We start from the raw sequence: 12,383 nt of genomic DNA on the forward strand, positions 1-12,383 counted from the left end.
AGAGGTTTTTTGTCGTGTGTCCTGTCAGGCTGATCTATGCTCGGCTGGTAAGACTAAGTTTAAAATAATCCCGATAACTGCTGCGAGCGCCATACCTGAAAGTTGGAATGTTCCTGCTTGAATGAACAAACCGCCAATTCCGACTACTAGCACAACCGAAGCAATAATCATATTACGATTAACACTTAGATCAATTTTATTTTCAATCATCATTCGAAGTCCGCTTGTTGCAATAACCCCAAATAGTAATAGGGAAATTCCGCCTAGAACTGCTGTTGGAACCGAGGTGATAACTGCATTAATGTAGCCGATAAATCCGAAGAGGATAGCGAAAACTGCGGCTCCTCCGATAACAAACACGCTGTATACTTTTGTAATTGCCAGAACTCCAATGTTTTCACCGTAAGTAGTTACAGGTGGTCCACCGATTAACGATGCGATAATCGAAGCCGTACCATCTGCAAGTAAGGAACGATGAAGTCCTGGGTCTTTAAAGAAGTTTTTATTCGTAATTCGATTAAGTAGTAATTGATGCCCCATATGTTCCGCCATCGTGACAAACGCAAGTGGCGCCATACTTAGAATAACCGTCACGGTAATTACTGGGTCGATATTAACAAATGGAATGCTGAAATCTGGAATTTGGAAGAAAGACGCATTTTTGATTAACGTGTAATCTACCATACCGAAAGCCATACTTGTTAAGTAACCTACTGTGAAGCCAAACAAAATCGGAATCAAGCCCATAAATCCTTTGAAAAACATCATTGCGATTATGGTTGCCAGGAGCGTAATTACTGCCACTGCCAAAGTTTCTAAACTGTATTTACCATTGTTCGTTCCCATTGCCATCGCTGCTGCACTTGGAGCAAGTGACAAACCGATAACCATGATTACTGGTCCAACAACAATTGGTGGTAAAACCTTTTGAATCCAGTCAACACCTGCGTAGTAAACAATCAGAGAAACAATCGCATATACTACACCGACGGAGAAAGTTCCGACCATAACTGCGCCCGGACCTCCGCCAGATTTGGCTGCAAGTAATGCTGTAATTGGTGCAATAAAGGTAAAGGAAGAACCTAGATATGCGGGTATTTTTCCGCGAGTAATTCCAAGATAAGCAAGTGTCCCGAGCCCGCTAGATACAAGCGCCACTCCTGGACTTAACCCTGTCACACTTGGCACAAAGATAGTAGAGCCAAACATGGTGAAAAGGTGCTGGATGCTAAGAATAATCCATTTATTGAAGCTTGGTCTTTCGTGTATATCTAGTACTGGTTTTGTCACTGTTTCTGTCGTTTCTGTCATTTTCTTCCCTCTTTCTTCATAAAAAATACCCCTTGTCTGTGTCGACAAAGAGTATAGAATAATCCCCTATAGAAATTAATCACTCTTTGTCAGCCTCACAGGACTGCTTTTAAAAAAGTGTTACATTGTTATTCATTTTTGTTAATAATAACTGCATCTTCTGCATGATCCACATCTGTTAAGCGAACTTCTACTCGCTCGTTCCCTGAGGTTGGAATGTTTTTCCCTACGTAGTCTGCTCTGATTGGAAGCTCTCTATGACCCCGATCAGCAAGCACTGCAAGGTGAATTTGCGCAGGTCTACCTACATCCATTAATGCGTCCATTGCGGCACGCACAGTTCGACCTGTATAAAGCACATCATCTACAAGAACGACCTTCTTTCCATTAATATCAAATGGAATGTTCGTCCCATGTACAGCGGGTTCGCGAGTTTTATCATCTTTGAAAGACAAATCATCGCGATAAAGTGTAATGTCAATATCCCCAACTGGCACATCAATACCCTCAATTTCAAGTATCCGCTTATGCAAGCGCTCGGCAAGATAGATACCACGCGTCTTAATACCGACAAGCGCTAAATTCTTTGTGCCTTTATTCCGCTCGATGATTTCGTAACTTACTCGAGTGAGCGCACGTTTGATTGCCGCCTCGTCCATGACAACTACTTGTTTTTGCATCCGAAATCTCTCCTTTTGTGCAAAAAAATAACCCTCTGCCAGTGTAAGCAAGGGAACGCGTACGAGTATACAATTAACCCGTCAAATTATCGTCACCTTCTTAGCCTCTCTGGACTATGTTAAAGGACTTTATTTCATTAGACTTATCTTAACTGATAGAACTCTCCTTGTCAATCAAAAAAAGAAAAACATGTTATACTATTAATAATAAAATAAAGGAGGCCAAACATATGGCTATATCTAAAGCAAAAAAGAAACGTCAAAAGCTCATACGCGAAGGTCATTTGAATCCTGAAATCAAGCGTAGCCCCTTTGCACTCATCGATTTAAGTTCCAAACAAACGAAAACAAAAAAAGGATATCTTTATAGCAAGAAGCGAAAGAATCACCAAAAAGATGATTCTTTTTTTGTGTATTTTTTTAAGTTTTCACATTTTCTACATATTAACAGCTTGAAATAGTTTCCTTTTACCAGAAATTAGTCCAATTTGACTGCTCTATGTGCTATGCTGAAATAGCTAAAAACATGGACTTAAGAGGTGAATACAATGGGCATAATGAATAGCTTATTAAAGCAGAAAGAAATGGTCGTGAAAGATTGGCTAACATATTATGTATCTGTGGATGATCCATATATTTTCACATTAAAAAATGATCATCGTTTAATGGATGAAACGGGCTTTGTTTTAGAAAATTTGTTTATTGGAATGACTGAAGATTTAGGAAAAATGAATGCTTTCGCGCGTGAGCTAGGGAAAGCTCAGTTTATAACTTCACTCGGAATTTCTCGTATTTTATTCCATATTCGCTTATTGGAAGAGTTTTTGCTCGATTATGCATCAGAAATCAAAACAAAATCTGCTAATTATCGTGAATTATATTTATTTAGCATCAAGCTTCATCAGGTATTTAGTAGTTTTACACAAAACTTAATCGAAGGATACACCCATGCAAACGAACAAATGATTGTGCAAAAAGAAAATCAAATTATTAAAGAATCAACCAAACTGATTTGGATTGCCGAAAATGTTTTTCTTTTACCTTTAATTGGAAAAATTACCGATGAGCGAGCAAAACAGATTACTGAAACAGCACTTTTTGAAGTTTGTGAGCAACCGGTGAATTATTTAATTATTGATTTATCTGGTGTGCAATTAGAGTCTCCTAACATCGGTAAGTACATTGAGTATTTCTTCTCATCGCTTAAATTAGTTGGCGTCACTCCAATTATTACAGGTATGCAACCTCAAACTGCCAAAGTGATGGTTCAAGCTAATCTAACTGAACAACACGGTATTAAAACATTTGCAACCTTACGCCAAGCAACAAAAACACTTATGAAAGAAAAAGAAGCAAGAAACGCCCATAAATAGGGTGTTCTTGCTTCTTTTTTTAATATTCTTCTTGACGTAATGATTTTAAAGCTTTTTCAAATGAACTTGGTAGTGGCGCTTCAAATGTCATTCGTTCATTCGTTGTCGGATGATCAAATCCTAATTTTGCGGCATGGAGAAATTGGCCATTGCCCTTGATTGTGTTTTTAGGTCCGTATTTCGGATCTCCTGCTAAAGGATGACCGATATATTTCAAATGAACTCGGATTTGGTGCGTACGTCCAGTGTCTAGTTTGCAATTAATTAATGTGTAACCTGGTAGGCGCTCTAATACTTCAAAATGCGTTCTCGCTTCTTTCCCATCGCGTACGACTGCCATTTTTTGACGATCTTCTTTGGCACGGCCGATTGGCGCTTCGATTGTTCCTTTTTGGTGGACAATATCACCGTGGACAAGTGCGATATATTCTCTATCCGAAGTTTTGTCTTTTAATTGTTTGGCTAGTGATTCATGGGCGTGGTCATTTTTGGCAACCATTAATAAGCCAGATGTATCTTTATCAATTCGGTGAACAATACCTGGACGAATTTTACCGTTAATTCCAGATAAATCATCACAATGGAATAGTAAAGCATTAACGAGCGTTCCACTTGCATGTCCCGCAGATGGATGAACAACCATTCCTTCAGGTTTATTTACAACAAGCATATCTTTATCTTCAAAATATATATCTAGTGGAATATCTTCTGCTAAAACTTCTAGTTCTTCTGGTTCACGCACTTCGTAATGAATTTCATCGCCAACTTGTACTTTGTAATTTGGCTTCGCAAGTTCTCCATTAACCGTAATATCACCGTTTTTCAGCATGAGTTGTATTGCTGAACGACTTTTTCCCATCATTTCAGCAATCACTTTGTCCACACGTTCGCGCGCGTGGCTTTCTTCTATAATCAATGTTTCATTCTGCATTATTTAATTCCTTTCGTTTTGCGGTCGTCTACAAAAACATACACGAGCATTAGTACGACACCAACTGAAAGCGAGGCATCTGCCACATTAAAGATTGGGAAGTAATAATTTCCCCATACTGTTTGTACAAAATCTACTACTTCTTGATGCAAGACCCGGTCGATAAAATTACCAATCGCACCACCTAGAATAAACGCTAAACTAATGGAAAATAGTCGCTTTCCTTTGGCATATTTTTGCATAATATAAATTATAATTCCAATAACAACAACAGTAATAAGATAGAAAAACCACATATGCCCTTCTAAAATACTCCAAGCCGCTCCGTCATTACGGTAGCTTGTCCAGTATAAGAAACCAGGAATAACTTCTATTTTCTGTCCAATTTCCATATTTTGAACAACAATCCATTTAGTCAATTGATCTAGCGCAATCACTGCTAAGGTGATTAGATAATAATACATTTTCCGAACCCTCTTTTCACATCAGTTAGATAAAAAGTACGCGCTCTTCTGTTAAAATAAGAAGAGCGCATTCCTTCTTTGTTATTGTATGATAAATTGAAGCAAAAATAAAGCTGCAATTACATACATGACTGGTGAAGTACGTTCCTCGTTTTTCGTGAAAGCACGAAGAATGGGATACGCGATAAAACCAGCCGCAATTCCGTCTGCAATACTATACGTCAGCGGGATTAATACAATAATCAGTAGTGCTGAAAAAGTTTCTGCCGCATTCGATAAATCCATTTCTTTAAATTCTTGCAGCATCGACATGCCGATAATAATTAAAATCGGCGCAATAGCACTGTTCGGAATAAAAGATAATACTGGCATTAAGAAAAGGGATGCGATAAAGAACAGGCCAGTCGTTATTGTTGCTAAACCAGTTTTTGCTCCACTCGCAAACATCGAGCCACTTTCAAGTGCAGAGATCGTTGGACTTGTACCAAATAAGCCAGATAAAAAGGCTGTCAGTGAGCTAGCTTTTAAAATCCGTGGTAATTTTTCCGTTTGCTTGAGCTGTCTTACTTGTCCATTTGTAAGTCCAACCGTTTCAAACACAATCACCATCGTCATTGTAAAGACAGCGCTCCAGAAACCAACACTCGCTATTCCGGAAAAATCAGCTTTAAAGAGCACATCACTCCACGGCGCAACGCTTATCGAAGCACCTCCAGCTTTCCCGGCAACACCAAACATCACACCAACGATTGTTCCGATTATTAAACTCCATAAGAAAGCGCCTGGAATTTTCCGAATAACTAAAATCATCGTTAATAAAAGTGTCACGAGTGTTGCTAAAACGAATGGATCACCTAAATCTCCAACAGCAATAATGGCATGTTTTCCGCGCGTTACGATTCCGCCTTTCTCAAGCCCTAGGAAGATTAAGAATAAACCTAACCCAACCGTAATCGCTTGTTTTAAAATCAGCGGAATAGCTTCATTTAGTTTTCCTGCAAGTGGTGTAAACGCAAGAATCATAAATAGTAAGCCACTCATCGTGACAGCAGCGAGTGCAACCTGCCAACTTAGTCCCATTCCTTGAACAAGGGTATACGCAAAGAGCGCATTAATCCCCATCCCAGGCATTAGAATAAGTGGTGCATTTGCCCAAAATCCCATAATCAAACAACCAAACGCCGAAATAAAAATCGTCGCAAGGACTGCTCCTTGATAAGGAACTCCAGCCTCCGCTAAAATCGAGCTATTGACGACAATAATATATGCCACCGTAAAAAAGCCAATCATACCAGCCAAAAATTCGGTCCGGATATTGGTTTTATGCTCGTTCAGCCGAAATACTTTGTTGAAAAATTTCTGCATACTTTTTCCTCATTATGAAATTGTCCCTCTCCCAACCCGCAGAGTATTGCCCCTGCCACAGAACTTTATTATAACAAAGATAGTACATATACGAAAGGAAAAGTTTTTTGTTACGCCGCCAGTTCGCCGGATTTGTGCTATAATCTGAATGGATGGAAAAAGGAGATGATTACTTGCAACAAACAGTCACATATGGGGCAAAATGGAAACAATTTCTAACGATTTTCACACCGATAGTCATTACGCAACTCACGCTTTTCTCGATGACGTTTTTCGATACGACGATGAGTGGTAATTATTCGAATCAAGCACTGGCTGGTGTAGCGATTGGTAGCTCGTTTTGGGCTCCGGTGAATGCTGCTTTTTCTGGGTTACTGATGGCTATTACGCCAATCATCGCCCAATTAATCGGTGCAAAGAAAGAAAAACAAGTCAAAAACACGGTGCATAACGGCCTATATATTGCTTTATTTTTAGCATTTATTTTAATTCTTATTAATTTTTTGGTCGTTCCAATGATTTTGACACACATGCCAGTTACGGCAGAAGTCGCGGATATCGCCCGTCATTTCTTGAACGGCATTTGTATCGGGATTCCCGCGTTCTTTATTTCCGCGATTCTGCGTTCTTTTATTGATTCGCTTGGTCTGACTCGGGTGACGATGCTGATTACGCTTTGTACCGTGCCATTTAATATCTTTTTAAATTACTGCTTTATTTTTGGGAACTTCGGCTTTCCAGAAATGGGTGGTGCTGGTAGTGGTTACGCGACTGGGATTACGTATTGGCTCGTTGTTTTAGTTAGTGTGATTTTGATTCAAACACAAACTAGATTGCGAAAATTTGGTGTTTTCAAAGGGCTTACGGCACTGCGTTTTTCCAAGATAAAAGAGATCATCGGCATTGGCGTTCCAAATGGTTTGACAATTTTATTTGAAACGAGTATTTTCTCAGCGGTAACCATTTTAATGGGGGCCTTTGGGACGGAGACAATTGCGGCACACCAATCCGCAAATAGCGTCTGCACACTGCTCTATGCTTTCCCGCTTAGTGTCGCTTCCACGCTAACCATTCTTGGTGGTTACGAAACCGGCGCGAAACGCTTAAAAGATGCCAAACAGTATCGACATATTGGTATGGCTGCGGCAATTTTAATTGGCTGTGTTAATGGCGCAATCCTATTTTTCTTCCGCGATATTATTGCTGGTTTTTATACGAACGATCCCGCTTTGAGCAATTTAATCATGCATTTCTTAGTTTATGCGATATTATTTCAATTTGCGGATGCCGTCCTGTCGCCAGTTCTTGGGGCGCTTAGAGGATATAAAGATGTCACAGTCACCTCGATTGTTGCCTTTATTTCTTATTGGTTGATTGGGCTTCCAGTAGGCTACGGTTTATCGTTTACGAATCTTGGCCCATTCGGTTACTGGATTGGTTTAAGTACTGGCCTATTTGTCGCCGCATTTATTTTATCCATCCGGGTTCGTAAAACGGAGCAAAAACTTTCTTTCAACACAAAAGACGCAGAGATTTCGAATTAATCTCTGCGTCTTTTTTTATTTGGCTAAACCATCATGGATTTTATCTAAATTGTACCGCATCATTTCTAAATACGTGTCGCCCACTTCGCCTTTTTTTGCAGTGGAGTCCGTGAAGATTTTCGCGAAAATTGGTACTCCTGTTTCTTTAGATACACTTTCCATACTACGTGGATCTACGCTTGTTTCGACAAATAGATTAGGCACTTTTTCTTTTTCCACGATACCGACAATTTGTTTCATTTGGTCTGGAGTACCTTGGCTTTCTGTATTTATCTCCCAAATATATGCTGCTTTTAATCCGTAGCGAGCTGCAAAATATTTAAAGGCGCCTTCGCTAGTTACTAATGTTTTTTGATTTTCTGGCAAATCTGCAAATTTTTGTTTTGCTTCTTTATCCAGAGTAGCTAATTTGTCGATATATTTTTTCGCATTCTCTTTATAAAAATCCGTATTGTCTGGATCCGCTTTTACAAGTGCATCACGCACATTTTCGGTATAGATAATTCCGTTATGAAGATCAAGCCATGCATGTGGATCTGTTTCAGATGTCTTGCCTTTTTCCGTTAAGTATTTGGGTTTTACACCTTTACTTAACTCCACCACTTGATTCTTGTCTTCTCTTGATTTATCCGCCGTTTCTAACATACGATCAAACCAACCGTTCCCTGTTTCTAAATTCAATCCATTGTAAAAAATTAAATCAGCATCCGCAGCACTTTGAATGTTGGCTGGTAAGGGATCATATTCATGCGGATCCACGCCAACAGGCACAATACTATGAAGCTCAATTTTGTCCCCACCAACATTTTTAACAATATCTGCTAAGATCGAATAAGTCGCCACTACATTTAACTTGCCATCTGTTTTTTTCGAATCACTATTTTGACTGGAACACCCCGCAAGTACAACTACTAATGCAAAAAGTGCCACAACGAGCATTTTTTTCATTCGATAACCTCCCTCTTTTTAGAAAATAATAAACCTTGTTTCGGTGCGAATAAAAAGGCAATAAAGAAAATAATTGTCGCAACTAAAACCATAGCCGCACCAGATGCTAAGTTGAAAATGTAACTAAAGTAAAGTCCGATAATCGCACTCACTGCCCCAAAAGTAGAAGCAAGAACAATCATTTTGGATAATTTATTCGTAAGCAGATAAGCTGTTGCAGCTGGCGTAATTAACATCGCCACAACTAAAATAATTCCAACCGTTTGCAAAGCGGAAACCGTTACAAGTGTTAAAAGTAACATCAAGAAGTAATGCAAGAATTTCACATTGAGACCATATGCTTCTGCCATCACTGGATCAAACGAACTAACTAGAAACTCTTTGTAAAATAGGGCTACTAATGAAATCACGATAATGGCAATAATAATTGTCATCCACATATCCGAACTCCGCACCGCAAGCACATTTCCAAATAAAATATGATACAAATCCGTACTACTTTTCGCAAAGGATATTAAAATAATTCCAAGTGCAAAAAATGCACTAAAAACAATTCCAATCGCTGTATCATTTTTTATCCGACTTTTTTGATTAACAAAACCGATTCCAAGTGCCGCCGCGATGCCGAATGTAGCTGCACCAATAAAGAAGTTCATCCCCATCATATAAGAAATCGCCACTCCTGGAAGCACTGCATGAGAAATCGCATCCCCCATAAGCGACATACCTCGTAAAATAATAAAACTACCAATAACACCTGAAACAATACCAACCGTCACAGAAGTAATAAGGGCTTTTTGTAAAAAACTATATTGCATTAAACCTTCTAAAAACAACAACTCTTACACCCCCGCTGCAAATGCTACCGGCGCGTCACCGTAAGCAAATTGAATTTTTTCTTCTGTAAATGTTTGCTCCACTGGACCGTGCGCGACTAATTTCTTATTGAGTAAAATGATATCGTCGAAGTAAGCAGCCACTTTATGAAAATCATGATGGACCACGACAATCGTTTTCCCATTATCTCTTAGCTTTTTTAACAGTCGCATAATCAGCGCTTCACTCGTCATATCAATACCTGCAAATGGCTCATCTAAAAAGAAAATTTCCGCATGTTGGGCAAGTGCGCGTGCGATAAAAACACGTTGCAATTGACCACCGGATAGCTCTCCTATTTGTCTTTTCATAAAGCCTGTCATTTCCACTTGCTCTAACGCATCTAGCGCGAGTTGCTTTTCTTTTTTTCCAGGACGCTTAATTAATCCAAGCGCTGGATATGTGCCCAGCAAAACCATATCAAAAACGGTAATTGGGAAAGTTAAATCTACTTCACTCCGTTGCGGCACATATGCGATTTTCTTTCTCCAATAAGTAAGTGGTTTGTCTGCTAAAGTGACTTGACCTTGTTCACGCGGAATTAATCCCATCATTCCTTTTAATAAGGTTGATTTACCTGCCCCATTTGGACCGACAATACCAGTTAGTTTTCCTGATGCTATTTGAAGTGTGACATTATCAATTGCCACCTTTTGTTTATACGCTATTGTTAAACCTTGAATTTCCATCTAAACCACCCTTTTCCCACAAGACTAAATTTTACACGTAACTAAAAATGTTTCCTTAGAGCAACTTTAGTTCAAAGTATAACGGAGAATCTTTTTCTTGTAAAGTAAAATGTTCAAAAAAATCCCGTAGTCGATTAAACTACAGGATTTTCACTATTATTATTTAATTGATCCGTCTGCTAATTTTTTGAGCAGTTTGCGGAATTCTGCTTGTTCATACTCAGAAAAAACGGCAAAACGTTTTACAATCATTTCTTTTTTCTTTTTATCAATTTCTTTGACAAATTCCTCGGCGTTTGGGGTTAATTTCAGTTCAATAATTCGGCGGTCTACTTCCGAACGATGTCGTGTAATAAGCTCTTCTTCGACTAAAGTATCCGTAATGGCTGTGATGTGACTGGCTGAAACATCAAGCGTTTTAGCTAATTCCGATGTTTTCGTAAGTCCACTTGAAATCAAGCTCAAGACCCGATACTCGCTACCACTTAACCTTTTGTCGAGTACTGCCTCTACTTCATGACGAAAACTATTAAAAATTCGCTTAATCAATGTTTCAATTTCTAAGTATGTTTCCATTTTTGCTACCTCCAGTTTTTCAAAAAAGTTGTACGTTTACTTCACCAAGGCTTTTGCTTTTTGTAGTTGTGGATCTGTTTCTTTTAGATGTTTTTGTGTTAATTCGACTAATTTATCAGTTGTTACACCTGTCATGATTCCTGTCACATCTAATTTGTTTGCTGTTTGGAATCTTTGAACAGCGTATTCTGTGTCTGTATCGTATAAGCCATCTACTTTTCCAACATTGTAATCTAGTGCTTTTAGCAAAGTTTCAATGGTTTTAACATCATCACCGAAATCGCCATTTTTGTAGACTTTGGTGGAGGAAGGGATAGTCATAGTTGCATAATCTGGCATGTTCACAACCACATCTGGCGTAATACCTTTTTCATGAATCCATTCGCTATTAGGTGTTAACCATTTTGCGACAGTTAATTTAAGAGTAGAGTCATCAGATAAAGTTGTTGCCGTTTGGACCGTACCTTTACCAAATGATTTCGTACCGACAAGTTTAATGCCACCAGATTCTTTTGCAGCAGCAGCAAGAATTTCTGAAGCACTCGCACTCCCACCATCAATTAACATAGTAGTTGGTACTTTTACTTTATAATCACCATGTGAGCTACTATCAGCTTTAATGGCCGATTTATCACCATCTTTGTCCTGCTCTTGTACAACAATTTTGCCATCGGGAACAAAGAGGCTAGAAATAGAAACTGCTTGATCAAGTAACCCACCAGGATTTCCTCGCAAGTCAAGAACAAGGCCCTTCATGCCATCTTTTTCAAGGGATTTCAATGCCTTTTCAAGCTCATCATAGGTTGTTTCTGAAAATGTACTAATGGTTACGTGCGCAATTTTGTCGCTGCCCATTTCTTTGTACACCGTTTCGATTGGAATTTCATCACGAGTAATCGTGACATCAAATGGTTTATCTTCGTTGGAACGTTGAATTGTCAGAGTTACTTTGGTACCTTTTTCACCACGGATTTTTTGTGTTGCTTCTGTTGCTGTGTCGCCCTTAACAGACTTCCCATCTACTTGCGTAATAATATCTTGTGGCCGCAAACCAGCTTTTTCGGCCGGAGAGTTTTTGATTGGCGAAACAATTACGATAGCCCCATCTTTTTCTTGAATCTCAGCGCCAATACCTTCAAAACTAGCAGAAATAGTATCGTTAAACTCTGAAGATTCTTTTTTCGACATAAATGTGGAATAAGGATCATCTAATGAATTCACCATACCACTTATTGCCCCATCTATCATCGTAGTAGAATTTGTGTCTTTATAATATTTACTTGTAATTTCGTCGTATACATCGTAGAGCTTTGTAAATTCTTTTCGTTCTGGAATGCTCACTTTTACTTGCTTGTCATCCCCTAAAGACATTACGATTGTAGTCACTAATGCCGTCACAAATACAAAAGCGAATAATAGCATTATAAATGGGAATAACTTCATTTTTATATAACCATTGCCGGGTTTTGATTTTTGTTCTTCGTCTTTCTCCACTTTATTTGGTTCGTTTTGTGGGGATTCTTCCATCTTTCTTCACCACTTTCTATGTAAAATGTGGCTAGTAGTAGCACATTTTATTTAACTCATTTATTTTACCAGTTTTCCATTCATTTTGGTATCTTTTTT

Annotated in this window: 13 protein-coding genes; 3 read left to right on the plus strand and 10 right to left on the minus strand. The window is 38.8% G+C overall.

Annotated features, from left to right (window positions below):
- Nucleotides 1–24: 24 nt before the first annotated feature.
- Nucleotides 25–1,311 (minus strand): solute carrier family 23 protein, encoded by a 1,287-nt coding sequence (locus CKV70_RS09480; protein ID WP_003723083.1) that lies wholly within the window; start codon nt 1,309–1,311, stop codon nt 25–27.
- Nucleotides 1,312–1,439: 128 nt separating this feature from the next.
- Nucleotides 1,440–1,991 (minus strand): bifunctional pyr operon transcriptional regulator/uracil phosphoribosyltransferase PyrR, encoded by a 552-nt coding sequence (pyrR, locus tag CKV70_RS09485; RefSeq protein WP_003729510.1) that lies wholly within the window; start codon nt 1,989–1,991, stop codon nt 1,440–1,442.
- A gap of 230 nt (nt 1,992–2,221) precedes the next feature.
- Here pyrR and CKV70_RS09490 point away from each other — a divergent pair, with 230 nt between their 5' ends.
- The gene (locus tag CKV70_RS09490; protein WP_003733083.1) at nt 2,222–2,452 is read left to right on the plus strand and encodes a hypothetical protein; all 231 of its coding nucleotides are present in this window, start codon (nt 2,222–2,224) and stop codon (nt 2,450–2,452) included.
- Between the two features lie 87 nt (nt 2,453–2,539).
- Nucleotides 2,540–3,364 (plus strand): STAS domain-containing protein, encoded by an 825-nt coding sequence (locus tag CKV70_RS09495; RefSeq protein WP_003733835.1) that lies wholly within the window; start codon nt 2,540–2,542, stop codon nt 3,362–3,364.
- Between the two features lie 19 nt (nt 3,365–3,383).
- Here CKV70_RS09495 and CKV70_RS09500 read toward each other — a convergent pair whose 3' ends face one another.
- The 3 genes from CKV70_RS09500 to CKV70_RS09510 form a co-directional block, all read right to left on the minus strand.
- On the minus strand, nt 3,384–4,295 hold the full coding sequence (locus tag CKV70_RS09500; protein ID WP_003724126.1) for an RluA family pseudouridine synthase: 912 nt from the start codon (nt 4,293–4,295) through the stop codon (nt 3,384–3,386).
- A complete protein-coding gene (gene lspA, locus CKV70_RS09505; protein ID WP_003724127.1) occupies nt 4,295–4,759 on the minus strand; it encodes a signal peptidase II in 465 nt (154 codons plus the stop codon). Before lspA ends, CKV70_RS09500 begins: the two co-directional genes overlap by 1 nt.
- A gap of 81 nt (nt 4,760–4,840) precedes the next feature.
- Entirely contained in the window at nt 4,841–6,124 is a 1,284-nt protein-coding gene (locus tag CKV70_RS09510) for an NCS2 family permease (protein ID WP_003733836.1), read from the minus strand.
- A 173-nt stretch (nt 6,125–6,297) separates the two neighbouring features.
- On the opposite strand from CKV70_RS09510, the gene CKV70_RS09515 reads away from it, so the two are divergent.
- Nucleotides 6,298–7,668 (plus strand): MATE family efflux transporter, encoded by a 1,371-nt coding sequence (locus tag CKV70_RS09515; RefSeq protein ID WP_003724070.1) that lies wholly within the window; start codon nt 6,298–6,300, stop codon nt 7,666–7,668.
- A gap of 15 nt (nt 7,669–7,683) precedes the next feature.
- On the opposite strand, the gene CKV70_RS09520 is transcribed toward CKV70_RS09515, so the two are convergent.
- The 5 genes from CKV70_RS09520 to CKV70_RS09540 form a co-directional block, all read right to left on the minus strand.
- Nucleotides 7,684–8,616 (minus strand): metal ABC transporter substrate-binding protein, encoded by a 933-nt coding sequence (locus CKV70_RS09520; protein WP_014600947.1) that lies wholly within the window; start codon nt 8,614–8,616, stop codon nt 7,684–7,686.
- Complete coding sequence (locus CKV70_RS09525) at nt 8,613–9,455, minus strand: metal ABC transporter permease (RefSeq protein ID WP_003728286.1); 843 nt, start codon at nt 9,453–9,455, stop codon at nt 8,613–8,615. The genes CKV70_RS09520 and CKV70_RS09525 overlap by 4 nt, the downstream gene beginning before the upstream one ends.
- Before the next feature lie 3 nt (nt 9,456–9,458).
- Nucleotides 9,459–10,181 carry a metal ABC transporter ATP-binding protein gene (locus CKV70_RS09530; RefSeq protein WP_003733074.1) on the minus strand — a complete coding sequence of 241 codons (723 nt, stop codon included), beginning with the start codon at nt 10,179–10,181 and terminating at the stop codon, nt 9,459–9,461.
- 159 nt (nt 10,182–10,340) lie between these two features.
- Nucleotides 10,341–10,757: a MarR family winged helix-turn-helix transcriptional regulator gene (locus tag CKV70_RS09535; RefSeq protein ID WP_003733073.1), complete on the minus strand. Its 417-nt coding sequence runs from the start codon at nt 10,755–10,757 to the stop codon at nt 10,341–10,343.
- A gap of 36 nt (nt 10,758–10,793) precedes the next feature.
- Complete coding sequence (locus CKV70_RS09540; RefSeq protein ID WP_003733072.1) at nt 10,794–12,284, minus strand: lmo1851 family serine protease; 1,491 nt, start codon at nt 12,282–12,284, stop codon at nt 10,794–10,796.
- Nucleotides 12,285–12,383: the final 99 nt, after the last annotated feature.

This window comes from Listeria monocytogenes (genome assembly GCF_900187225.1).
Taxonomy (GTDB): domain Bacteria; phylum Bacillota; class Bacilli; order Lactobacillales; family Listeriaceae; genus Listeria; species Listeria monocytogenes.

Coding starts and splice junctions, on each gene's coding strand:
- CKV70_RS09480 (WP_003723083.1), bottom strand. CDS start 1,311: ATGACAGAAACGACAGAAACAGTGACAAAACCAGTACTAGATATACAC.
- pyrR (WP_003729510.1), bottom strand. CDS start 1,991: ATGCAAAAACAAGTAGTTGTCATGGACGAGGCGGCAATCAAACGTGCG.
- CKV70_RS09490 (WP_003733083.1), top strand. CDS start 2,222: ATGGCTATATCTAAAGCAAAAAAGAAACGTCAAAAGCTCATACGCGAA.
- CKV70_RS09495 (WP_003733835.1), top strand. CDS start 2,540: ATGGGCATAATGAATAGCTTATTAAAGCAGAAAGAAATGGTCGTGAAA.
- CKV70_RS09500 (WP_003724126.1), bottom strand. CDS start 4,295: ATGCAGAATGAAACATTGATTATAGAAGAAAGCCACGCGCGCGAACGT.
- lspA (WP_003724127.1), bottom strand. CDS start 4,759: ATGTATTATTATCTAATCACCTTAGCAGTGATTGCGCTAGATCAATTG.
- CKV70_RS09510 (WP_003733836.1), bottom strand. CDS start 6,124: ATGCAGAAATTTTTCAACAAAGTATTTCGGCTGAACGAGCATAAAACC.
- CKV70_RS09520 (WP_014600947.1), bottom strand. CDS start 8,616: ATGAAAAAAATGCTCGTTGTGGCACTTTTTGCATTAGTAGTTGTACTT.
- CKV70_RS09530 (WP_003733074.1), bottom strand. CDS start 10,181: ATGGAAATTCAAGGTTTAACAATAGCGTATAAACAAAAGGTGGCAATT.
- CKV70_RS09535 (WP_003733073.1), bottom strand. CDS start 10,757: ATGGAAACATACTTAGAAATTGAAACATTGATTAAGCGAATTTTTAAT.
- CKV70_RS09540 (WP_003733072.1), bottom strand. CDS start 12,284: ATGGAAGAATCCCCACAAAACGAACCAAATAAAGTGGAGAAAGACGAA.